The following is a 21624-nucleotide window of genomic DNA, read 5'->3' as shown; positions in this document are numbered from 1 at the left end:
TATGTCTAAGCGAGTAGCACTTCCCATACAAGCTGCGATTGTTGCGCCCGGCTACACATGGAGATTAGATCTTGATCTGATGTTCGATGGTGATCGTCCAGACGACTGGCCTCTCTGGACGATCCGTATGCATGTCTGGAGCCGCAGAGGGCCTCTCTTCACCCTCGCTCCCGGCGACGGCGTGACCTTCGAAGAAGTAGAGTTCCTTCCCGGCGCTGATGAAGCATTGGTCATCCCCGTGATCAGAATGACTGGTCAACAAACCGCGCTACTCACCACTAGTTGCGCGGCCCAATACCTCATCGATGTCACGCCACCGGGCGGTGATGTTGAAGGTTATTTCTCTGGATCATTCACCATTGTTCCCGGCCCACCACTGGAGATGATTCAATGAAGAATTACAACGTCTCATCCTACTCCAGCACAACCGGAGGGGCCGACTATACCAGACATACAGTAACGGCTGATGTCCAGACCAATCGGGAAAAAGCAATCCTCAACGTCCCCGCAAGACGCGGCCCCATCGGTAAGAAGGGGGACAAAGGGGATCAAGGCGAGCCCGGAAACATCGAAAATTTAACAACGCTGAATATTACCGGAGGGTTTTTCTGATGGCTCAAGTCCAAGTAACCGGCACGATTGCCATCAAACGTCGTGCCGTCGGAGGCAATCCGGGTGCGCCTACATCCTTGCGATCCGGCGAGATTGCGCATAACGAAGTCGACAATACTCTTTATATCGGCTTCGGTGATGACGGCAATGGGAATGCAACCTCTGTTGTCTCAATCGGTGGCTCTGGCGCTTTCGTTACAAAGCAATTCCTGACTGATGCGCTTGAAAATACCGGCGCGGGCGACATGCTCAAGTCGGTATATGACGCGGACGACGACGGCAAGGTCGATCAGGCAGAGGTGGCGGACAGCGTTCAGTGGACTGGCGTTCAGAACAAGCCAGCAACGTTCCCGCCTACCGCGCACACTCATGACGATGCCGTTTCAGGTGGTGCATCGGGCTTTATGACCGGCGCTGAAAAGCAAAAGCTTGCTGGCATCGCAGCCGGAGCAAATAACTACGTCCACCCGACGACAGACGGCAATCGCCACGTCCCAGCAACAGCAGCGGCCAATACCGGCAAGTTCCTGAAATCAGGATCGACCGCAGGTTCTGCCCCGACATGGGATAGCGTGACAAAGTCCGATGTTGGGCTTGGTAATGTCGAGAATCTTTCGCCCGCCAACCACCCGGTCAGTACGGCGCAGCAAGAGGCTCTCGATCTGAAAGCGCCGCTGGCATCCCCTGCGTTGACAGGAACGCCAACAGCGCCGACGGCAGCACAGGCGACAAACAACCAGCAGATTGCGACGACCGCCTTTGTTAAGGCGGCGCTCGCGGCGCTTGTCGATGGATCGCCTGCGGCACTGGACACGCTCTCAGAGCTTGCAACAGCGCTCGGCAACGACCCTAACTTTGCAACAACCGTTGCGACATCGATTGGGGAAAAGCTCGCTAAGGCAGCGAATCTTTCCGACTTGGTTGATAAGGCCGCCGCTCGCACAAACCTCGGCCTTGGAACAATGGCGACGCAGAACGCCAACAACGTCAATATATCGGGCGGGAATATAACAGGCGTTCTGTTTGATGGAGGCACATTCTAATGAGCTACAAGCACAAGCGGAGCAGCGTCGCCGGCAAAGCTCCTACCTCTGGCGACTTCGAAGACGGTGAAATTATCGTCAATACGGCAGACGGCAGAGCCTTTGTTCAGGCAGGGGGGGCTGTGAAAACGCTCCTCAATAATGATGACCTCGCAAGTGCTGTTTCCGGTAAGCTAGACAAGGCGGGCGGTACTATGACCGGCCGTCTTGCACTCAACGACGCGCCAGCTGACCCTATGCATGCTGCGAATAAGCAGTACGTCGATACAGGGTTAGCAAACAAAGTCAGCAACAGCCGCATCACTATCTCCACCGCAAATCCAAGCGGTGGCGTTGACGGTGATATTTGGTTTAAGGTGTAATTATGCCAGTTCTTAGTGGAGGATTTGAAACAGGATCAGATGGTTGGATTAATACGAGTTCAGGCTCCCCTGTGATTCGCCTTTCTAATGCAGTGTTTGTTCGCTCAGGTAGTTGGGCTGCTGATGTTAGCGCAGACACTTTGCAGATAGGAATTGGTTTACGCGCTTTACCCGCAGAAGCAAGCAACGCAGTTATAACGGCATCTGTGTGGATAAAAAATTCTGCCCAATATGACCAAGGGAATATGCAACTTGGCGTGTATTCGTCCGAAGACCCAATCCACCTGTCAGCGCCCGTACATAGTGGTTACAACGAATGGAAACAACTTACTACTACGTTTACCACTACAGGGCAGTCCAATATCGGTATTGGGTTATCCTCTGATTCCAGAGCATCTATGGATGATTGGATTATCTCTTACGAACCGACAACATCAACATTCTGTAGAGATGCTGGCGTCTGGAAACCCTCAAATAAATATGTAAAAGAAAACGGTATTTGGAAGCCTTCCAATACCAAGGTTAAACACGCCGGTGCGTGGAAGGATGTGTGATGCTTTACGCTCATGTAAAAGATGGATCGATCGTCGAGGTCACAGGTAAGCCCCGTTGGTTTAATGACGACGCACAGCAGTTAAGCGACCAAGAGCTACTGTCTCTGAATGTTTATCCGGTGCATGATACCCCGCCATCCTATAACCCTATAACACACTTCATCGACAAGCGCGGCAAGGGTGACTGGATCATCGGCAATGACAAGGTCGAGGTAACATATTTGGTATCCACGTATAGCTCCGAGCAGATCAAGAGCAACCTGCTCCTGCATGCCGAGCGCATACGATACCAGAAGGAAACGTCTGGAGCGGAGATCGCCGGTCAGATCATTGACACTACCCGCGATAGCCAATCCATGATCACCGGCGCATATAAATATGCGCAGGACAATCCCGACAAGGTAATTGAGTTCAAAGCTGCAAGCGGTTGGGTAACTCTCGATGCCGCTACGATGATGGCAATCGGCAAAGCTGTCGGCGATCATGTGCAAGCTTGCTTTGCTAAGGAGAGTCAGGTGGCGAAGGACATTGAGAGCGGGCTCATTACAACGGCGGCTGAGATTGAAGCCGCGTTTGAGACCCTTTGACCGCCTCAGCAAATTAAGAATGGAACAGCCCGGTTAGCAGCCGGGCTTTTCTTTTTCCAGCAACATGCCCGGCCATTGCGCCGGGCTTTGTCATTTCCACGGAGCAGATCCAATGACGGACATTTATCTTCACGGCGTTGAAACGGTCGAGCAGAACAACGGCCCTCGTCCGGTCGAAACCATCGACACCGGTATCATCGGCCTGATTGGCACGGCGCCTGACGCCGATTCCGCGCTCTGGCCGCTTGACACCGTCGTCCCGATCTACGGTGCAAATGGCGAAGTCCAGGGTCTCGGCGCTGCCGGTACGCTGAAGGATGCCATCGACGGCATCTTCGATCAGGCGTCTCGTGTTTCGCAGACGATCCTTGTTGTCCGCGTTGAACCCGGCGCGAACATCAACGAGACCATGTCGAACATCATCGGCAACGCGACGACTTACAAGGGCATGCACGCACTGCGCACTGCGCAGAGTGAGCACGGCCTGAAACCGAAGCTGCTGATTGCACCGGGCTTCACCTCGTCCCGTCCGACCGATGGTATCGCGACCATCTCGGTTACGGAAGGAGGCACGGGTTATACCTCGGTCCCGACTGTGACGATCACCGGTGGCGCTGGCACTGGCGCTGAGGCCGTTGCAACGATCAATTCGACGACGGGCGTTGTCGACGAGATCGTCATCACCAAGCCGGGCTTCGGCTACACGTCCGCACCTACGGTGACTCTGACCGGTGGCGGCGCAACGGAAGCCGCGACGGCAACGGCAACGGTTGGCACGGTAGCAAACCCGGTAACGGTCGAGCTGCTGACTCTGGCGAACCGCTTCCGCGCTGGCGTGATCAAGGATTCCACGGCGACCAACACCTCGGCCGCCATTCAGGATCGCCTGGATTACGACACCGACCGCCTTCTGATCGTCGAGCCGATGGTCAAGGTATTCAAGGATGCGGCGGCCGTGAACGAACCTGCTTCGGCCCGTGTGGCTGGCCTGCAAGCCCGCGTTGACTACAGCGAAGGCTTCTGGGTTTCCCCGTCGAACCACGTTGTGGAAGGCATCGTCGGCATCTCCCGCCCGATCGACCATTCGATCACGGACCCTGCGGCTGAATCGCAGCTCCTCAATAAGAACGCCATTGCCGCAATCGTGCGTGCACCGAGCGGTGGCTTCAAGCTGTGGGGCAGCCGGGTGCCATCGTCGGACTCGTTGAAGAACTTCTGGTCGGTGCGCCGTGCACACGACACGATCATCGACTCGGTCGAGATCGCTTCGGAAGCCTTTATCGACAAGCCGTTCAGCCTCCAGAACCTGACCGACATTGCGGAGACCGTGAACTCGGCACTGCGTCGTTGGGCGGCTATGGGCGCAACGCTCGGCGGTCGTGTGTGGTTGGATTCCAGCCTGAACACCAAGGAAACCTGGGCCTCCGGTCACCTCTACATCAGCTACGACGCTGAAGCCCCTGCTCCGATCGAGCATATCACGTTCATGTTCTCGCGTAACACCGGCTACTACACGGTCCTTGCCGAGAATGCCGCTCGTGAAATCGCCCGTCTGGCTGGCACTGCCCTTCAGACGGCGTAACACAACCTTCCGCGCGATAAGGAGAAATTCCCATGCGGCATATTTTGCAAGGCTTCACCATGTTCCTGGATGGCCTCGACTTCGGTATCGACACGGAAGAGGTGGACCTGCCCCTTCCCCGTCCGATGACTCAGGACTATCGCGGCGGCGGTATGGATCTTGGCGTCTCTCAGGCGATGTCGGCTATCGAAGCGCTCGAAGTCACCGTGAAGATGGCTGGCCACAATCCCGACATCATGAAGCGCATGGCACTCCGTCCGGGCCTGACCACTCGCGTCACGTTCCGTGGCGGTGTGCTCCGTGAGCTGGACGGCGGGATCGACGCGCACGTCTGCATCGTCGAAGGCCAGATCAACGGCAGCTCCCGTGATCGCTGGCAGCGTGGTGAAAAGGGCGGCGTCGAGTTCGTGATGAACAGCATCAAGTACATGCGTTACGAAACCGGCATCGACGTCGTCCACGAGCTTCAGGCGTGGCCTCCGAAACGCATCATCAACGGCGTGAACCAGCTCGCCGAACTCAATCAGGCGCTCGGCTACTAAGCCGGGCGTTTTCATTTCAGGAGAGTGGTCATGAACCAGGTCACGAAGTCTCTCAGCCGAGAGGAACTCGCGAGGGTGGAAGCTCGCAATGCGGAAGCCAAGACATTGCAGGAGGCCGTCGCAAAGCAGCCTCCTCGTTTTGTCGGCGACGGTGGACGACGGGAGATGGTCGTCTCTCTCGACTTCCCTGTCGAGTACGACGGCGTCGTCTACAGCGAAATTACTGTCCGCCGCCCGATTATGCGGGAGTGGCGAGACTACCTTCAGGAATGCGCTGAGGCTGTGAAGGAACATGGCAAGGGGGCCGACGAAAAGGTCGACATGCCGTGGGTGAGCGCGCCGGCCGTTGTCCTCGAGAGCCTCGACTTTGTCGACGCATCCCGCGTGGAGGCGGCGCAAGAAGGTTTTTTCGCACAGTCAACGTTGCCCCGAGAGGAGGCTACGGAGACCCCATCCCCGCAAGAATAGACGCTTGGCTGGCTATCTCCTTCAAGGTGATGCGTGAAACCAGCGGCGGGGTAACGTTTGAATCCATTCTGGAAATGACGTTTCCTCAGCTCGTCGGGCTTTGGGAAGAGGCTATCCAGATAATGTAGGTGGATAGTCATGGCATCTCGGGTAGCCACTCTTCGTCTTCAGCTGATCGATTCCGTCAGCGGCCCATCCAAGAAGTCAACGGAAGCCCTCAAGGCTCTCGAGTCTTCCATTGGAAAACTCGGGAAGAACGGTGTTGCCGGGGCCAAGAACCTCGGCAGCCAGCTCGACTACTTGCGCCGGAAGGCGGCAGCAGTCGGCGACTTCAAGGATCTGCGGCGCGGTGCAGCGGCAGCGTTCGGCGAATTTCGGACAGCTCGCACCCGTGTTAAAGAGCTGGAAGCCGCACTCGCTTCAGTGACCAAGCCCACGGCGAAGCTGAATGCTGACATGCGGTCGGCACGTTCTGCACTCAAGGCAGCGACGACAGCTTTCCAGGAACAGCGAGCCGCCGCACGTTCGGCAGAGCAATCGCTGAGATCATTTAGCATCAATAGCAAGAACGGCATTGGTCAGTCTCAGCGCGCTATCCGCGATCAGTTGGCCCAGACCATCCGCAAGATGCGCGAGATGGAGCGGGAAAACCGCAAGCAGCCTCCGGCAAAGCCGCCACGACCGGGTCGCTCTGGCCCCTCTGTAGGCGGCACGATCGCTGGTGCAGCTGGTGGTTATGCCGCTGTCCGTGCTGGCGGTGTGGCACGCAATGCATTCATGGACACGGTGTCCTACGATCAGGCGACAGCCTACCGTGACGCTCTTGGTTACGATGTCTTTGATGAAAACAGCAGCAAGCTCATGAATGAGCAGGCCGAAAAGATCGGCTATGAAACTCGGTTTACGAATGCTGATGTTGTTCGCGCCCAAATCGGTGTTTTGCAAGGCGGTATCCGTGACGCTCAATCCATTAGAAACGTCATCCAGCCCATCACCGATTATGCTTTAGCCATGAATGTCACCATGGAAGAAGCAACAGAAACCATCAGGTCGGCTTCTCAGATCCGAAGAATACCTTTAACCGACGTTAAGGCCATCAATGAATATGTAGATTCCTTGGTGTGGATGGCTAAGAACGGCGGCATGACTGACACGGATGTCCGTCAGTATATCCGCTACGGTGGCGCTGCCATGAGAAATGCTGGCCTCAAGGACACCACGGCCAATGCCGCTGGTATTATTTTGAGGCAGGCCGGTTACTACGGCGATGAAGCTGGTGTTTTCACCCGAACTGCATCAGCGAAATTAACAGCCCCAACCAACAAAGGCCGCATGGCAATGCACGCCATGGGTATTAACTTTGATGACTACGTCAAGCAGCCTGACGCTTTCAAAGTCGAGGGCATCGCAAGTATGCTTAAAGAAAACTTTGGCGTTAAAGTCGGTAAAGACCTTCAGCAGAAAATATCTGAATGGCTTGAAGAGGCTACATATTTCGATGAGGAGAACAATGAAGATGTTTCGGTGAGGGGTAGCAGAGGTGAGTTTACTTCTGGCCTTATGGATCTCCTCGATCCTGTTCTTGGCAAGATGTCCGCCAAAGATAAAAAGGCTGTAGCAAGCGACCTTGGAAGTTTCCATAAATACAGCGCAGAGAGCGTCGATGCTGAGTCGTTATTAAAAGCTATCTTCGGGGCAAGCCCGACAGGCCCGCAGCTCAATGCAATCTTTACAGAACGCCAGGGCGCTCGAGCTATGACTCTAGCAAGCCGTTACCAGGACTTTCTCGCCCTTGTAAAGGTCATGGAAAATATCCCAAAAGGCATCACACACCAAATGGGCGTTGACGCCAACAAGGGCTTGTACGGTGATTACACCCGCGCGACGGGTGCCGTGGAAACAGCGCTCATCAAGATCGTGAGCGATTGGGAAAAGCCGATCAGTAGCGTCCTCAAGTCTGTCGACTGGCTTGCTTCTGAGTTCACTCAGTTAAGCACCACCACTCGCCGGGTTATTGAAGCTCTGGGCGCCCTCGCCCTTGCTGCAGGTGGTTACGCTGCCATGAGTGCAGGCCGAGGGATCCTCTCCCGAATCCTTGGCGGTGGCGCAGGCTCTGCTGCAGGCGGCGCAGCTGCTGGGGCGGCAGGCGGTGGACTCCTGAGAGGTGCCCTCAGACTTGGCGGACGGGCAATAGCCAGTCCGTTTGGTGCCGGTGCTCTTACGGCTACCGCCCTCAACCAGACCGACCCAGATGGAAACCTGTGGGGACTGACGAGCGGCGTTGACGCATGGGTGGAAAAGCACACTGGCATCAACCCGTCGAACGTTCAGCTTGGTCGCAAGCGCACACCGCAGGAAGCTCTCGAGGTCGACATCTCGCAGCAGACCGCACAGTGGCCGATTGCTGCTCAGCAAGGAATCCGGGAATACATCGGCGTGCTGATGACCGGAGGTGCCGAGGCCGAAGCGAAAGCTCATGCCACGGGCGAGCAGATCAAGGAGGCGCTGACCGTCAACGGTGCCCTGACGATAGACACGAGCCAGCTTGAAAGAGCCCTCGGTCTGGCCCGTCAGTTCGCCACGGTGGCACGCGGCGGCTCTGCAGCGGTTTCTCCGTCGGGCGGGTCACTTGATCCGAAGCTTGACGGCAAGCGTGCGGCTGGCGGCCCCGTGAAAGCGGGTGGCATTTACCAGATCAACGAGAAGGGACAGGAACTCTTCGCGCCGGGTGCGGACGGGACGATCATCCCGAACCACAAGATCGGTGGCGGCGGAGTCACTGTTCATGCTCCGATCAACCTCGGCGGGATTACCGTCGGCGCTGGTGCAGATGCTGCCAGTGTTAAGGCCGCAGTCCAGCAAGGCGTTGAACAGGCGCTTGCTCAGCTTGAAGGTAAGCTCGCTCGTTCGGTGCAGACCTACTTCGGCAATCTTTCATACGGAGATGGATGATGCTCATGGCATGGGGACCGTTCCGGTTCACAGTACCGAATTACTCGGTCGAGACGATCAGCCGGTCCCTGTCGCCGCGCATGGAAGAGCAGCCTATCATTGGCGCCGCTCCTCTTCTGCATCGCCTTGGTCCCGGCGCTGAGGAGATAACCCTCAGCTCAACCTTTCACCCCCGGCATTTCAATGGCCGGGGGCTGAGTCAGCTCGCTGGCGTAAGGGAGGCTGTCAATGCGCAGCTCCCTCTTCATCTCGTTCACATCAATGGAGCTGGACAGAACATCTTCGGCATGTGGCTGGCGACGTCGATCAGCAATGAAGAGACGACGTTCGATAATGCAGGCACGCCGCAGACCGTGACCGTCAGCTTGAAGCTGAAGAGATACGATCAGTCGGCAGCGCGCATGGCTGCGCTATCGCTGTCGGCTGGCGGGATCTCGCTCAGCCTTGGCGTCGGGTCGAGCGGTTCGTTCAGCGCATCTCTGAGGCTTGGTTTCTAATGCCAGTTCCTAAATTCTCGATCAGCGCCAACGGCGTGGACATCACAGGTCGGATCGCTGGATCTGGCGTGACCATGACGATTACGGACGGCGTCGGCTCCAAGTCGGACACGCTGTCTATTGTGATTTCAGACGTCGACGGATCTGTCACCGCCCCGAAGACGGGAGCGATCCTGAATCCAGTCGGTGGTTATGAAGGCCGGATGAGGGACTTCGGCCAGTTCTCTGTGGACTCCGTCGTCTTCTCTGGCTGGCCTCAGCAGATCACGATTCAGGCGAAGTCGGTTGCGGCTAAGTCCCTTGCCAAGCAGCGAGATCCGAAGGCGTATCCGAAGAAAGACTTCGCAACCTACGGCGACATTTTCAGTGACGTCGCGGGACGGATAGGTCTTACGCTCACGATTTCGGATGACATCAAGGCTACTGTCAACGCTTACGAAGCGCAGACCGAAGAGAACTCGCTCGAGTTCCTGACTCGTATAGGCGACAAGCTGAATGCATCGATCACGGTCAAGTCCGGCCGTCTTGTTGTCGTCTCTCGTGGCGATAGTCTCAGCGCAAGCGGGACGGGACTCCCTGACGTTCTGGTGGCGCGCGGTTCCAATCTTTTGAAATACTCCGTCACGGAGAAGGACGAGCCGCGACACTCGACTGTTGAGGCGTCCTACTACGACCGGAAGAAAAACAAGAAGGAAACGGTCGAGGAGAAGACGGGGTTGGATGGGCCTCGGTTCACGATACGCACCCCTCATCAGGACAAGGATGAAGCGCAACGTGCTGCCAAGGCACAAGCGAAGAAGCTCAACCGCGATACTGGTGATGCGACGTTCGAGATTAACGGTGAGCCTTTCGCCCAGGCGGAGGCCAACGCTGTCGTCAGTGGGTGCCGCTCGAATGTGGACGGGATCTGGTCGATCCGATCTGTCACTCACAACTTCTCAGCCAGCGGTGCATACACAACGTCGCTGTCCTGCACGAAGCCGAATGACAATAGCGGCTCTGGCTCCAGCTCCGGCAAGTCTTCCCCCTCGTCTGCATCGTCGTCCACGAAAACAAACCCTGCTGGCGCAGTACCGAGATCCGGTCTCGAAGCGGGTGCGCCAAGCCTGACCGGCGATCCCGGTTCCAATATCGGATAGGAGGCGGCAATGCTGAACCGCATTGTGACGAGCATCACCGGCCAGAAGGTCTACATCACCATCGACGGCGACGTGGTCGACGCCATTGCCTACAAATATTACGGCAAGCACGGCAAGAACACCGAGGCTTTGCTGGAAGCCAACCCAGGTCTTTTCGCTTATGGCCCGGTGCTCCCGGCCGGGCTGAGGATCGTCCTCCCCACCATCTCGCAGGAAGAACAGGCTCAGTCGTTCAAGACTCTGTGGGACTGATCGTCATCCTCACGGGCTGACGTGTCCCTGCCTGCTCCCCTTTCCACCCGGAGCAGGTGGGGAACCTTTTCATATAATCGGAGATTTCAAGATGTCGCTCGTATCGGCGCAATGGATGCCGGCCGTCTCGATGAAACGCATCATCTGCCACTGGACGGCTGGAACGAACAAGGCGAACGCCACCGACAAGAAAGCCTACCACCTTCTGATTGAAGGCGATGGCACTGTCGTCAAGGGCAATGCATCCATCGCCGACAACTCCGGCTCTCTCAAGGATGGTTATGCGGCGCACACCCTGAACTGCAACACGGATTCCATCGGCGTTTCCATGTGCGCCATGGCCGGTGCGGTCGAGTCTCCGTTCAAGCCTGGCTCATATCCGATCACGAAGGAACAGTGGGCGGCGTTCATCAAGGTCGTCGCCGAGCTGGCTGCCTTCTACAAGATCGCAGTCACGAACAAGACCATCCTGTTTCATGCGGAAGTGCAGGCCAATCTCGGCATTACGCAGAAGAACAAGTGGGACGTCTCTCGTCTGGTCTTCGAGCCGTCTGTTGTAGGCGCTGCCGCCGTCGGTAACAAGATGCGTGCTGAGGTCTTGGCTGCAATGTCCGCCCCCCCGGAAGTGGTCCTCGTGCCGATCCCCGTAGGAGCCATTGCCATCACCTCGACCGGGGCGAAGACGAGTAGCGTGAAGGGACAGGCGGCCAACGGCAGCCTTCCTTCTGGCACGACCGTCGAGGTCATCGCTGTCGACGGCAACAGCATCCAAATCGAGACGCCAGCCGGATACCTCGTGTGGGCAAGCCGGGCAGACTTCCAAGTTGTCAACGGCCCGGCTGTCGAGAACGGCGCAAAGCCAGACCCGAAGCGACAGAAAATCGCAGATATCCGCAAGCTTCTCGATGATCTGGAAGCTGACCTCGCCTGACCAATCAGCTGCCATGACGGCTCAATTAGGAGTAACTCCCTTGAACTATTCCATCAAAGCACTGTCCGCCTATGTCATCATCGCGATGGCAGGGGCAGCAATTATCCTCGTTGGTGCCGTCGCCGGTGCCTTGGCGCAGGATGCTTCCACCTCAGTCCCCGTCTCCTCCATCGTCGACATCTTCATGCCGTATCTGATGGAAGCTGCCTACGCTCTCATCGCGGCCGCAGTGGGCTGGCTTCTCGTGAAATGGACCAAGCTCACCGGTCTGAGTATCGAAGCAAGCCATCGAGACGCCCTGCAGACTGCACTCAAGAATGCGGTGAACTTCGGTCTCAATAAGCTCGAAGATAAAGCCGACAAGGAGTCCATCGATGTTAAGAGCGCCGTGCTCGCCGCCGGGATCGACTACGTTCTCAAGTCAGTGCCGGATGCGGTCAAGTTCTTCGGGCTCTCGCCCGAGCGCCTCGCCGATCTCCTCGAAGCAAAGCTCTACATCTACCCGGATGTCGGCGAGCTCGTGTCGTATGACGAGAAGTCAAAGGGCGAAGGGGCTGCCGGTGCTTGAGGTCGTTCTTTCGGTACTGGCCGGGGCATTCGCCTCGCTGATCCGAGATCTGTTTAAGGACTGGAGCTATGAGCGAAGTCTGAAGGATCTCGGCGCCGCTGACGCCGTGAGCGAATTATCAAAGCAGTTGCAGGGCAAAGCCGATGAGCAACATGAAAATGACATGGCCGATAGGGGCGCTGCTTCTGATGTCGCTCGCAGGCTGCGTGACCGCATCGGGACCGCAGGCTGAATTGGCATTGGGGCGGGCGTGTCCTGCCCCGACGCCGCTGCCGAGGCAACAGGCAATCCTCAGCTACCTTGAAAAGGCCGCGCCATCCAAGGAGCTCGATGTACTGGCGACTGAGTGGGAGCGGCTCGACGAAGGTGTAAGAAGGGCGCGGGAATAATGGGCGATTTTTTCAAAGAGCAAATGGGCTTCATCCTGGCGACTGCCGGGGGGCTGATCGTCTCAGTCATGTCGTCGGAGCGTCACTCGTTCGTGGTCGCCATCACGCGCGTGGCTGCCGGTCTCTTCTGCGCGACGGTCTTGGCGGATCCATTTATTGATTTCATGCAGCTCGAACCGGGGACGTATCGCAACGGCGTCGCCGGACTTTTTGCAATGATGGGCTACGCGCTCACACGGTTCACCGCGAACATTGACGGCAATACGATGCTCGATTTCATTCGCGCGCTCAGAGGTGGAAAATGACGACACCTGCGGAATCTTCACGCATTGGCGACAAGGTCTTCGGGTGGGTGGTGCTGATCGCCTTCCTCGCTTTTCTCGTTCACCGGCCGGTGTTTCGACTGATCGAGGATATCAGCATGACCCGTGAAGAGCTTGTAATACAACTCGTGCCCAGGGCCATGACGGAAACGGCGGGTTATGCCTGCCGTGCCCTTCACGCCCCTCCGTAGGAAAACTGCAATTCTCTTAATCCTCCCAAGGATACGCCCCGCTGCCGAAAGGTGGCGGGGATTTTTTGCGTTTTACCGGTCTGCTTTTCTGGCTTTTCCACAGCCGAAGAAACCCGTGGATAATACCAACCGTCCGTGGGACACCGGGATGCTATCTTATTGAAACGTATTGCGTGAAATTAATTACACGTGGGACACCTAAACCCACCTTTTCCGGGCTATGCGTCGACTTTTCAAATCTTCTCGACCGCACCATCTTCTCTCAAGAACAATTTAAAAATGCTTTCCCCGCAAGGGGTTAAAGTTGTTTCTTGATTTGAGACTTTCACTTTTCATCGCTGCATTACAAACAAAAACGCGCCCTTCGATGAAGAGCGCGTCTGGTTGATGACACTATTCCCGATCAGTTTTTGCCGATTTCTGAAAGAATGATGTTGCTGTGTTCTCCAAGCTTCGGCGAACGCTTGTCGAGCTTCAATTCTGCATCGGAAAAGCGAATAGGCGTCCGCAGGCCTGGAATCCCTTGCGGGTCGATTTTCATCGCCCTCGCTTCGAATTGCGGGTCTGCGAATACATCGGCTACCGTATTGATCGGACCGGCTGGCACGCCGATTCTGGCGAGTTCGGCCAGAAGATCGTCGCGCTTCCAAGCCCGTGTCTTTTCTTCCAGAAGTGCTGTCAGAGCAGCTCGATTGGCCACGCGCGCCGAGTTGCTAACGAAACGCTCGTCGGTGGCGAGGTTACCAATGCCAAGCAACGATGTCAGTTTTCCGAACTGTCCGTCATTGCCGCAGGCGATGATGAAATAGCCGTCGGAAACGGGGAGCGTCTGATATGGCGCGATGTTCGGATGCGCATTGCCCATGCGCTTTGGCGAAACACCGGATGCCAGATAATTCATGGCCTGATTGGCAAGGACCGCAGACATGCAGTCGAACAGCGCCATGTCGATATGCTGGCCGGTGCCGGTACGCTCGCGCATGATGAGAGCGGACTGGATTGCGATCACGCTGTAAAGCCCGGTGAAAATGTCGGCGAAAGCCACGCCGATCTTCTGCGGCTCACCGTCAGGTTCGCCGGTGAGATCCATGACGCCGCCCATGCCCTGAATCATGAAATCGTAGCCTGCGCGCTCCGCATAAGGGCCGGTATGGCCGAAACCGGTAATCGAGCAATAGATCAGGCGTGGATTGATGGCCTTCAGGCTCTCATAATCGAGGCCATATTTGTCGAGGCCGCCCAGCTTGAAGTTTTCGATGACCACATCGGCCCCGGCCACGAGCTGGCGTACCAGTTTCCTGCCCTCGTCAGTGCGGAAATCGGCCGTAATCGAGCGCTTGCCGCGATTGCAGGCGTGAAAATAGGCAGCAGACCGTTCGCCTTCCACATCGATGAATGGAGGCCCCCATTTGCGCGTATCGTCGCCCTCAGGGCTTTCCACCTTGATGACATCGGCTCCAAGATCAGAAAGTGTCTGCCCCACCCATGGCCCGGCAAGAATGCGCGCCAGTTCTACCACCTTGAGACCGTCAAGCGGTGTATTCTGCATTTTCAGCAATCCCGTACAAAAATAAAGAGGCCCGCCCGCGAACTGCGAACGGGCCCGAATGGAAGGCTTGGCAATACAGCGATCAGAAGAAAGCCTGAATGCCGGTCTGGGCACGGCCCAGGATCAACGCATGAACGTCATGCGTGCCTTCATAGGTATTTACCGTTTCCAGATTCTGCGCGTGGCGCATGACGTGGTATTCGATCTGGATGCCGTTGCCGCCGTGCATATCACGCGCCTGACGGGCAATATCGAGCGCCTTGCCGCAATTGTTGCGCTTGACGATGGAGATCATTTCCGGAGCCATTCTGCCGTCGTCGAACAGACGACCGACGCGCAAGCTTGCCTGAAGGCCAAGAGCGATTTCGGTCTGCATGTCGGCCAGCTTCTTCTGGTAAAGCTGCGTACCGGCCAGTGGCTTGTCGAACTGCTTGCGATCGAGGCCATACTGACGGGCGCGGAACCAGCAATCTTCTGCTGCGCCGAGGACGCCCCAGGAAATGCCGTAACGGGCGCGATTGAGGCAGCCGAACGGACCCTTGAGACCGGAGACATTCGGCAGGAGTGCATCTTCCGAAACTTCGACACCATCCATGACGATTTCGCCGGTGATCGATGCGCGCAGCGAAAGCTTGCCGCCGATTTTCGGCGCGGACAGGCCCTTCATACCCTTTTCGAGGATGAAGCCGCGAATGGCGTTGTCATGCGCGGCTGACTTTGCCCAGACGACGAACACATCGGCGATTGGCGAATTCGAAATCCACATCTTCGAGCCGCTGAGACGATAGCCGCCGTCGATCTTCTCGGCGCGTGTCTTCATGCCTGCGGGATCGGAACCTGCATCAGGCTCGGTCAGGCCGAAGCAGCCGATCAGCTCGCCGGAGACGAGGCCCGGAAGATATTTCTTGCGCTGTTCGTCGGAGCCATAGGCATAGATCGGATACATCACCAGCGACGACTGCACGCTCATCATCGAACGATAACCGGAATCGACACGCTCGACCTCGCGCGCCACCAGGCCATAGGCAACATAGCCAGCGTTGGCCGCGCCATATTCTTCAGGAAGCGTGACGCCCAGAAGACCAGACTGCCCCATCAGACGGAACAGTTCCGGATCGGTCGTCTCATCCAGATAGGCCTTTTCAACACGGGGCAGCAGAACATCCGTCGCGAAGGCCTTAGCCGAGTCGCGGATCATGCGCTCGTCTTCGGTCAGCTGGTCATCCAGCAGAAACGGGTCTTCCCAGCTAAAAGCCGCACGTGACATCAGTGTATTCTCCTCAATGAAAATTTGCAGGAAATATGAACCGTGCCGAAGTTCGGTGCAATCGACGTTTACTCATCGATCTATTCCATTTAGTAATGGATCATGACTTCGATATCGCGACGCCTGCTTCCCTCCACCAGTGCGCTTGCCGCCTTCGATGCGGTTGCGCGGCATGAAAGCTTTTCGGCGGCTGCCGAGGAACTGTCGCTAACTCAAGGCGCAGTGAGCCGACAGATTGCAACGCTGGAAGAACAGCTCGGAACCGCGCTGTTCGACCGCTCAAGCCGTCATGTGGTCCTATCCGATGCGGGACGAGCCTATCTGAAGGCGGTGGGGCCAGCGCTCGCTTCCATCCGTGCGGCTTCGCTGCAAGTCATGTCGCAGATGCGCGGCACCACGCTTAATCTCGCGTTCCTGCCGACATTCGGGACGCGCTGGCTGATACCGCGCATACCGCGTTTCGTGGAAAAATATCCGGATATCATCCTGAATTTTGCGACACGTATCGGGCAATTCGATTTTGATCGCGAAGGGCTGGATGCGGCAATCCATATCGGCCAACCGGACTGGCCCAACGCCGATAGTGTCTTTCTGATGGATGAAACAGTTGCGCCGGTGTGCAGCCCCGCTTTTCTCCAGCGAAACCCGGTTCACGCCCCAACCGATCTTCTGCCGCTCCCTTTGTTCAATATGGCATCACGCCCCGGCGCATGGGATCACTGGTTCAAAAGCCTCGACATCGCGGCCCCGGTTTCTCCTGGAATGCGTTTCGAGCAGTTTTCAAATGTCTCGCAGGCCTGCATTGCCGGTCTTGGCGTTGCGCTGATGCCGCTGTTCCTCATTCGCGCCGAGATTGAAAGCGGCCAGCTTGTGGTCGCTTGTCCGCACACGGTCAAAAGCCCGAGCAGCTATTATTTTGTGACGCCGAAGGCTCGCTCGAGCACGCCTGCTGTTTCTGCTTTCCGGGATTGGCTGTTGACGGAAATCAAAAGCGAGAGTGTGACTCAACCAGTCACGAAACCCGCATAGCCGTCGCTCAGAGTCTTGCACAGGATCGCCGAATAATCGGCGAAAGACTGATCGTCAGGCCTTATACGCCCGAATGACGGACCGGCAAATTGCCTCATGGGTACGAGCGCAAGTGGCGTTGAAACCGGGGTCAGATGTGCGCCCTGCCCGGCGCGCAATGTCGTCAGGATACCAAACATTTCACCTGTAATGCTTGGGCGGGAAAGCACGGCCATACGGTATTGGCCGGATGTATTCGTGACGAGATAGATGTGCCCTGAAAGATGTGGAACGGAGACGGTACCCTGTTGCGAGAATGAAACGTCGGAACGTTCCCGCTCACGAAAACTGAGATGCCCGGCATCGAAATCCCAACCGATTTCCGTGATGTAAGCGAAGATGGCCTTGTCCTCGCCAAAGGACGGACGCAAGGTCAGGTAATCGCCTTCAAGCCATGAAACCGAGGCGCGCGAATAGGCGCCCAATTCTTCCGCTGCGTGACTGTTGCCATTCCTGGCCAACGAGGCGGGAGTATCGCCTGCCTGTTCGCGCAGGGCGACACCCATTGCCTGTTCAAGCCGGATGATCGTTGCAAGTGTGAAGGGCCTGTGGCCCGACAGCGCTTTTTCCAAAGTCGAAAGACTGATCCGCGCTTCATCGGCCAGCAACTGGCGCGAAATTCGCCGCCGGGCAATTTCCTCACGAACCCGTACGGCAACGCGGGCATTGAGCTGGTCGGGAAGGTGAGAGTCCTGATCGGACATGGCTTATCCTGAATTGCGTACTTTTCTTCACAATTCCACACATATGCGTAACCGGCAAGGCGGTTTGCGGAAAGTGACGGCTGAAACTTGGCAAAGCTTACGCTGGAGTGGAAACAGTGGCTCCAGCGACAATGGCTCCAGTTCTTCGAGGTGAACAAGGAGCACATCATGTCACCCGCGATAAGTCTTACAAATCATGATAACAGCCGCCGGATACTCTCCCGCTTCTGTTCGTTCGTCTGGTTTTGCAACATGGCGTTGCTGCCAGCGCTGGCTGTCATTTTCTGTCTGTTGCAGATTGTGCAGCCTCGTGCTGAAACACCTGCTCTGGTCACGCCGAACGAGGTTCAATCCGGCAGTCTTTTGCTAGAGACAAGCGAAGCCGGGCGTTATGTCGAAGCGCCTCGAATCGCAACGGACGTCAATCTCGATGTGAGTGGGCCGACGGCCCGGACCCGGCTGACGCAGGCATTCGAGAACCCGACCGACGGTTTCGTTGAAGCCCTGTATGTTTTTCCATTGCCGGAAGAAAGTGCGGTCTATTCGCTGAAGATGGTCATCGGCGATCGTGTGATTGTCGCCGAAATCAAGGAGAAGCAGGCCGCGCGCGAAATATATGAACAGGCGAAGAACGAAGGCAAAAAGGCCACGCTGATCGAACAGCAGCGGCCCAACGTGTTTACCAATGCGGTTGCCAATATCGGCCCGCATGAGAAAGTCGTCGTCCAGATCGAGTATCAGCAGGCGGTGCGGCTTTCCGATGATCGTTTCTCGCTGCGTGTGCCATTGGTCGTCGCGCCACGTTACAATCCGGATAATGCCTCACCTGTTGTTCAGGAAGTCGAAATGAAAAACGGCTGGGGCAAGTCGAGCGATACTGGCAAGCCTGATAGCTACAACGCACCGGTTGTGACGCCATTGACCCCACCGGCTGCCCTGCGAACCAATTCTGTGACCGTCAAGGTCAATCTGAAGGCAGGCTTCCCGCTTGGAAAGGTCGAAAGCCTTTACCATAAGGTCAGGATCGACGCGACGAACGACATGACACGAGAAATCACGCTGGACGGAACGGCGGCTGCTGATCGTGATTTCGTTCTGGAATGGAGCGCTGTCGCAAGCGATGCACCGCAGGTCGGGCTGTTCAGCGAACATATCGGCAAGGACGATTATGTGCTTGCCTATGTTACGCCACCGGCTGTTGCCAGCGCAAAAAAGGCCCAGCGTGAGGTCATCTTCGTGATTGATAATTCCGGATCGATGGGTGGTACTTCCATGGAACAGGCAAAGGCCAGCCTGGATTATGCACTGTCGCATCTTCAGCCCGGAGATCGGTTCAATGTGGTCCGCTTTGATGACACATTGACCAAATTTTTCGACGATTCTGTCGATGCCAATCAGCAGAATATCGCCTCCGCCCGCCGTTTCGTAACGAGCCTTGAAGCGCAAGGCGGTACGGAAATGCTGCCTGCCCTTCATGCAGCCCTGGATGACAGTCATCTGGGCAATGGATTGCGCCAGATCGTGTTTCTGACCGACGGGGAGATCAGCAATGAGCAGCAATTGCTGGATGCCGTTGCGGCACGCCGGGGGCGCTCGCGTATTTTCATGGTCGGCATCGGCTCTGCCCCGAATTCCTATCTGATGAACCGTGCGGCAGAACTTGGACGTGGAACCTTCACCCATATCGGGTCGGCGGCTGAAGTGGACGAACGCATGCGGGCTCTGTTCGACAAGCTTGAAAACCCGGCTGTTACCGATCTGAAGGCCAATTTTTCGGAAAAGAATGTGAGCATGACACCCTCCCTTCTGCCCGATCTCTATCGTGGTGAACCGCTTGTCATCGCCGCACGAATGGGCAAGGCAACCGGAAACCTTGTTATCGAAGGCCAGATTGATGGCCGTCCGTGGACAGTCAATCTGCCGCTCGACCAGGCAATGAATGCTGAAGGCATCTCAAAATTGTGGGCACGTCGCAAGATTGACGATGCGGAAGTAGACCTTACCCTTGGCAAAATTACTCAGGACGCAGCCGATGCGCGCATTCTTCGCCTGGCACTGGAGCATCATCTGGTCAGCCGGCTGACGAGCCTCGTGGCTGTCGACAAGACACCGTCGCGACCGGCCAATGCGCCGCTGACCCGCGCCGATATTCCACTGCAACTGCCTGCCGGGTGGGATTATGACACGCTGTTCGGCATCCGCGCGGACCGCAATGTCGGGAATCACGCAAGCATGGACATGAATGGGGTGAGCGACGCTGTTCGCAGCCATGAAAGCCCTGCCTCACCATCATCGCCATCGCAGTCGATCCCGCTGCCGCAGACGGCAACGCCAGCGACACTGCTGCTTTTGCAAGGCTTGGGTTTGATGCTGGTTGGACTGTTCGTCTTCTGGTTCTTCCGTCGCAAGGAGAATGTATGATGCCTATCAATCAGCTTGTTACGGGGAGCGCGCTGAAGCGCTCCCTTCTCCCCGCGCTTGGCATGGTGCTGATTGCGATGGGGATGGCAATTGCCGGTCAGGGAATCTGGATCCATGCGAAAGCGTTTGCGGCTCAGATCCTGCTGGAAACGGCCTTTTCGGAAAGCATTGAAACGGGCGCTCCGGTTAAACCCTGGAACTGGGCCGATACATGGCCGGTTGCCCGCATCGAAGCCCCAAGGCTCAATGAATCAGCCATTGCCCTGAAAGGCGCCAGCGGACAGGCATTGGCTTTCGGTCCCGGCCATCTGGACAATACGCCGATGGCCGGCGAACGGGGAACGGCTGTCTATGCCGCGCATCGCGACACGCATTTCGCATTTCTGAAGAATATCGAGAAGAACGACCAGATACTTGTCACCCGCAGCGACGGAAAGACGGTTTCCTATCGCGTCAGCCATATGACCGTGGCGCGGTGGGATGAAGCGAAAATCGTTCCGGATAGCGAAGGCCGCCACCTTGTGCTGGCAACCTGCTACCCATTCGATGCGATTACACCTGGTCCGCTTCGCTATCTGGTCTATGCCGATATGGAGACCGGCCGGTCAGGCTATTGATCGGCTTGCAATCTCGTATGAATGCAGGCGCTTCTTGTGATCGTGGATCATGCCGGTCAACATCAGTTCATCGGCGCCAGTGCTCTCTGCAAAGGCCTTGATACCCTTCGCAACAGTCTCCGGTCCACCGACCACACGGCATGACAGCATCTGACGGACGAGCGCCTGCGCTGCCGGATCAAGCCGCTCCATATAGCCTTCGACTGGCGCAGGCAGCTTGCCGGGGCGACCGCTGCGCAAGTTGACGAAAGCCTGTAGCTGCGAGGTGAAAAGGTAGTTCGCCTCTTCGTCCGTATCCGCTGCAATCACATTGAGGCCCAGCATCACATAAGGCTTCTGCATATATTCGGATGGCTCGAACCGCTCACGATAAAGAGCGATGGCGCGTTCCATCTCTGCAGGCGCGAAGTGCGAGGCGAAAGCGTAGGGCAGTCCCAGCATGGCGGCAAGCTGCGCGCCGAACAGGCTGGAACCGAGAATCCAGACAGGCACATTCAACCCCTCACCCGGCACGGCGCGCACGCGCTGGCCCGGTTCGGCGGGTTTGAAATAGTTCAGTAACTCGACCACATCCTGCGGAAACGCATTGGCGTCACTGTCGAGATTACGACGAAGCGCATGAGCGGTGATCTGGTCAGTGCCCGGAGCGCGCCCAAGACCGAGATCGATACGCCCCGGAAACAGGGAAGCCAGCGTGCCGAACTGTTCTGCAATCACCAGAGGTGCGTGGTTGGGCAGCATGACGCCGCCCGCGCCGACACGGATCGTTGAGGTGCCGTTGGCGACGTAACCGATGACCACGGACGTCGCAGCGCTGGCAATGCCCGGCATATTGTGGTGTTCGGCAAGCCAGTAACGATGAAAGCCGAGCCGTTCGGCATGTTGCGCAAGTTCCAGCGTGTTGTGCAGCGATTGCGCTGCATCGCTACCTTCGGGAACGGGCGAAAGATCGAGAACGGATAAGGGTATCATACTGGCTCATATGGGTTGGAACGCAGCGTTTGCA

Annotated in this window: 25 protein-coding genes; 21 read left to right on the top strand and 4 right to left on the bottom strand. The window is 56.9% G+C overall.

The annotated features are described in order from the left end of the window. Position 1: 1 nt before the first annotated feature. The 18 genes from F9K91_RS07650 to F9K91_RS07565 all read left to right on the top strand — a co-directional run bounded on the left by F9K91_RS07650 (position 2) and on the right by F9K91_RS07565 (position 12992). Entirely contained in the window at positions 2-394 is a 393-nt protein-coding gene (locus F9K91_RS07650) for a hypothetical protein (protein ID WP_151677550.1), read from the top strand. Continuing rightward, positions 391-612, top strand: coding sequence for a hypothetical protein (locus F9K91_RS07645; protein WP_151677549.1), 222 nt, complete (start codon positions 391-393; stop codon positions 610-612). Before F9K91_RS07650 ends, F9K91_RS07645 begins: the two co-directional genes overlap by 4 nt. Further along, complete coding sequence (locus F9K91_RS07640) at positions 612-1655, top strand: head decoration protein (RefSeq protein WP_151677548.1); 1044 nt, start codon at positions 612-614, stop codon at positions 1653-1655. Before F9K91_RS07645 ends, F9K91_RS07640 begins: the two co-directional genes overlap by 1 nt. Next, the gene (locus F9K91_RS07635) at positions 1655-2017 is read left to right on the top strand and encodes a hypothetical protein (protein ID WP_151677547.1); all 363 of its coding nucleotides are present in this window, start codon (positions 1655-1657) and stop codon (positions 2015-2017) included. Before F9K91_RS07640 ends, F9K91_RS07635 begins: the two co-directional genes overlap by 1 nt. 2 nt (positions 2018-2019) lie before the next feature. Further along, positions 2020-2571, top strand: coding sequence for a hypothetical protein (locus tag F9K91_RS07630; RefSeq protein ID WP_151677546.1), 552 nt, complete (start codon positions 2020-2022; stop codon positions 2569-2571). Further along, entirely contained in the window at positions 2571-3158 is a 588-nt protein-coding gene (locus F9K91_RS07625) for a DUF4376 domain-containing protein (protein WP_235912826.1), read from the top strand. The genes F9K91_RS07630 and F9K91_RS07625 overlap by 1 nt, the downstream gene beginning before the upstream one ends. Before the next feature lie 112 nt (positions 3159-3270). After that, entirely contained in the window at positions 3271-4740 is a 1470-nt protein-coding gene (locus tag F9K91_RS07620) for a phage tail sheath subtilisin-like domain-containing protein (RefSeq protein ID WP_167522191.1), read from the top strand. Between the two features lie 32 nt (positions 4741-4772). Next, positions 4773-5282: a phage major tail tube protein gene (locus F9K91_RS07615; RefSeq protein ID WP_109368993.1), complete on the top strand. Its 510-nt coding sequence runs from the start codon at positions 4773-4775 to the stop codon at positions 5280-5282. A 30-nt stretch (positions 5283-5312) separates the two neighbouring features. Beyond that, positions 5313-5750 carry a hypothetical protein gene (locus F9K91_RS07610; RefSeq protein ID WP_151589670.1) on the top strand — a complete coding sequence of 146 codons (438 nt, stop codon included), beginning with the start codon at positions 5313-5315 and terminating at the stop codon, positions 5748-5750. A 138-nt stretch (positions 5751-5888) separates the two neighbouring features. Next, complete coding sequence (locus F9K91_RS07605; RefSeq protein ID WP_151677543.1) at positions 5889-8702, top strand: phage tail tape measure protein; 2814 nt, start codon at positions 5889-5891, stop codon at positions 8700-8702. A 5-nt stretch (positions 8703-8707) separates the two neighbouring features. Next, entirely contained in the window at positions 8708-9199 is a 492-nt protein-coding gene (locus F9K91_RS07600) for a phage tail protein (RefSeq protein WP_167522190.1), read from the top strand. Continuing rightward, complete coding sequence (locus F9K91_RS07595) at positions 9199-10338, top strand: phage late control D family protein (RefSeq protein WP_151677541.1); 1140 nt, start codon at positions 9199-9201, stop codon at positions 10336-10338. The genes F9K91_RS07600 and F9K91_RS07595 overlap by 1 nt, the downstream gene beginning before the upstream one ends. Before the next feature lie 9 nt (positions 10339-10347). Next, positions 10348-10590, top strand: coding sequence for a tail protein X (locus F9K91_RS07590; RefSeq protein ID WP_151589666.1), 243 nt, complete (start codon positions 10348-10350; stop codon positions 10588-10590). A 91-nt stretch (positions 10591-10681) separates the two neighbouring features. After that, entirely contained in the window at positions 10682-11521 is an 840-nt protein-coding gene (locus tag F9K91_RS07585) for a peptidoglycan recognition protein family protein (protein ID WP_151677540.1), read from the top strand. A gap of 40 nt (positions 11522-11561) precedes the next feature. Continuing rightward, positions 11562-12089, top strand: coding sequence for a hypothetical protein (locus F9K91_RS07580; RefSeq protein WP_151677539.1), 528 nt, complete (start codon positions 11562-11564; stop codon positions 12087-12089). 143 nt (positions 12090-12232) lie between these two features. Next, positions 12233-12478: a hypothetical protein gene (locus F9K91_RS07575; RefSeq protein ID WP_151677538.1), complete on the top strand. Its 246-nt coding sequence runs from the start codon at positions 12233-12235 to the stop codon at positions 12476-12478. Then, the gene (locus F9K91_RS07570; protein WP_140019465.1) at positions 12478-12783 is read left to right on the top strand and encodes a hypothetical protein; all 306 of its coding nucleotides are present in this window, start codon (positions 12478-12480) and stop codon (positions 12781-12783) included. The genes F9K91_RS07575 and F9K91_RS07570 overlap by 1 nt, the downstream gene beginning before the upstream one ends. Next, complete coding sequence (locus tag F9K91_RS07565) at positions 12780-12992, top strand: hypothetical protein (RefSeq protein WP_140019466.1); 213 nt, start codon at positions 12780-12782, stop codon at positions 12990-12992. The genes F9K91_RS07570 and F9K91_RS07565 overlap by 4 nt, the downstream gene beginning before the upstream one ends. Before the next feature lie 403 nt (positions 12993-13395). Here F9K91_RS07565 and F9K91_RS07560 read toward each other — a convergent pair whose 3' ends face one another. Together F9K91_RS07560 and F9K91_RS07555 are read right to left on the bottom strand one after the other, a co-directional pair. Then, positions 13396-14541, bottom strand: coding sequence for a CaiB/BaiF CoA transferase family protein (locus F9K91_RS07560; protein WP_151677537.1), 1146 nt, complete (start codon positions 14539-14541; stop codon positions 13396-13398). 82 nt (positions 14542-14623) lie between these two features. Beyond that, positions 14624-15808, bottom strand: coding sequence for an acyl-CoA dehydrogenase (locus F9K91_RS07555; protein WP_167522189.1), 1185 nt, complete (start codon positions 15806-15808; stop codon positions 14624-14626). Between the two features lie 102 nt (positions 15809-15910). Between F9K91_RS07555 and F9K91_RS07550 the strand changes: the two genes are divergently transcribed. Further along, entirely contained in the window at positions 15911-16837 is a 927-nt protein-coding gene (locus tag F9K91_RS07550) for a LysR family transcriptional regulator (protein WP_151677536.1), read from the top strand. On the opposite strand, the gene F9K91_RS07545 is transcribed toward F9K91_RS07550, so the two are convergent. Further along, a complete protein-coding gene (locus F9K91_RS07545) occupies positions 16813-17580 on the bottom strand; it encodes a helix-turn-helix domain-containing protein (protein ID WP_151554947.1) in 768 nt (255 codons plus the stop codon). The two genes, F9K91_RS07550 and F9K91_RS07545, sit on opposite strands and share 25 nt — an antisense overlap. Positions 17581-17748: 168 nt before the next feature. Here F9K91_RS07545 and F9K91_RS07540 point away from each other — a divergent pair, with 168 nt between their 5' ends. After that, on the top strand, positions 17749-20001 hold the full coding sequence (locus tag F9K91_RS07540; RefSeq protein WP_235912813.1) for a marine proteobacterial sortase target protein: 2253 nt from the start codon (positions 17749-17751) through the stop codon (positions 19999-20001). Then, a complete protein-coding gene (locus F9K91_RS07535; RefSeq protein ID WP_151677610.1) occupies positions 20001-20618 on the top strand; it encodes a class GN sortase in 618 nt (205 codons plus the stop codon). The genes F9K91_RS07540 and F9K91_RS07535 overlap by 1 nt, the downstream gene beginning before the upstream one ends. Here the strand turns inward: F9K91_RS07535 and F9K91_RS07530 are convergent. After that, positions 20607-21590: an LLM class flavin-dependent oxidoreductase gene (locus F9K91_RS07530; protein WP_061346316.1), complete on the bottom strand. Its 984-nt coding sequence runs from the start codon at positions 21588-21590 to the stop codon at positions 20607-20609. The two genes, F9K91_RS07535 and F9K91_RS07530, sit on opposite strands and share 12 nt — an antisense overlap. Between the last annotated feature and the right edge of the window lie 34 nt (positions 21591-21624).

This window comes from Brucella tritici (assembly GCF_008932295.1).
Lineage (GTDB): Bacteria > Pseudomonadota > Alphaproteobacteria > Rhizobiales > Rhizobiaceae > Brucella > Brucella tritici.
This window is presented reverse-complemented; position numbering and strand designations above follow the sequence as displayed.

Coding starts and splice junctions, on each gene's coding strand:
- F9K91_RS07650 (WP_151677550.1), top strand. CDS start 2: ATGTCTAAGCGAGTAGCACTTCCCATACAAGCTGCGATTGTTGCGCCC.
- F9K91_RS07645 (WP_151677549.1), top strand. CDS start 391: ATGAAGAATTACAACGTCTCATCCTACTCCAGCACAACCGGAGGGGCC.
- F9K91_RS07640 (WP_151677548.1), top strand. CDS start 612: ATGGCTCAAGTCCAAGTAACCGGCACGATTGCCATCAAACGTCGTGCC.
- F9K91_RS07635 (WP_151677547.1), top strand. CDS start 1,655: ATGAGCTACAAGCACAAGCGGAGCAGCGTCGCCGGCAAAGCTCCTACC.
- F9K91_RS07630 (WP_151677546.1), top strand. CDS start 2,020: ATGCCAGTTCTTAGTGGAGGATTTGAAACAGGATCAGATGGTTGGATT.
- F9K91_RS07625 (WP_235912826.1), top strand. CDS start 2,571: ATGCTTTACGCTCATGTAAAAGATGGATCGATCGTCGAGGTCACAGGT.
- F9K91_RS07620 (WP_167522191.1), top strand. CDS start 3,271: ATGACGGACATTTATCTTCACGGCGTTGAAACGGTCGAGCAGAACAAC.
- F9K91_RS07615 (WP_109368993.1), top strand. CDS start 4,773: ATGCGGCATATTTTGCAAGGCTTCACCATGTTCCTGGATGGCCTCGAC.
- F9K91_RS07610 (WP_151589670.1), top strand. CDS start 5,313: ATGAACCAGGTCACGAAGTCTCTCAGCCGAGAGGAACTCGCGAGGGTG.
- F9K91_RS07605 (WP_151677543.1), top strand. CDS start 5,889: ATGGCATCTCGGGTAGCCACTCTTCGTCTTCAGCTGATCGATTCCGTC.
- F9K91_RS07600 (WP_167522190.1), top strand. CDS start 8,708: ATGGCATGGGGACCGTTCCGGTTCACAGTACCGAATTACTCGGTCGAG.
- F9K91_RS07595 (WP_151677541.1), top strand. CDS start 9,199: ATGCCAGTTCCTAAATTCTCGATCAGCGCCAACGGCGTGGACATCACA.
- F9K91_RS07590 (WP_151589666.1), top strand. CDS start 10,348: ATGCTGAACCGCATTGTGACGAGCATCACCGGCCAGAAGGTCTACATC.
- F9K91_RS07585 (WP_151677540.1), top strand. CDS start 10,682: ATGTCGCTCGTATCGGCGCAATGGATGCCGGCCGTCTCGATGAAACGC.
- F9K91_RS07575 (WP_151677538.1), top strand. CDS start 12,233: ATGAGCAACATGAAAATGACATGGCCGATAGGGGCGCTGCTTCTGATG.
- F9K91_RS07570 (WP_140019465.1), top strand. CDS start 12,478: ATGGGCGATTTTTTCAAAGAGCAAATGGGCTTCATCCTGGCGACTGCC.
- F9K91_RS07565 (WP_140019466.1), top strand. CDS start 12,780: ATGACGACACCTGCGGAATCTTCACGCATTGGCGACAAGGTCTTCGGG.
- F9K91_RS07560 (WP_151677537.1), bottom strand. CDS start 14,541: ATGCAGAATACACCGCTTGACGGTCTCAAGGTGGTAGAACTGGCGCGC.
- F9K91_RS07555 (WP_167522189.1), bottom strand. CDS start 15,808: ATGTCACGTGCGGCTTTTAGCTGGGAAGACCCGTTTCTGCTGGATGAC.
- F9K91_RS07550 (WP_151677536.1), top strand. CDS start 15,911: ATGACTTCGATATCGCGACGCCTGCTTCCCTCCACCAGTGCGCTTGCC.
- F9K91_RS07545 (WP_151554947.1), bottom strand. CDS start 17,580: ATGTCCGATCAGGACTCTCACCTTCCCGACCAGCTCAATGCCCGCGTT.
- F9K91_RS07540 (WP_235912813.1), top strand. CDS start 17,749: ATGTCACCCGCGATAAGTCTTACAAATCATGATAACAGCCGCCGGATA.
- F9K91_RS07535 (WP_151677610.1), top strand. CDS start 20,001: ATGCCTATCAATCAGCTTGTTACGGGGAGCGCGCTGAAGCGCTCCCTT.
- F9K91_RS07530 (WP_061346316.1), bottom strand. CDS start 21,590: ATGATACCCTTATCCGTTCTCGATCTTTCGCCCGTTCCCGAAGGTAGC.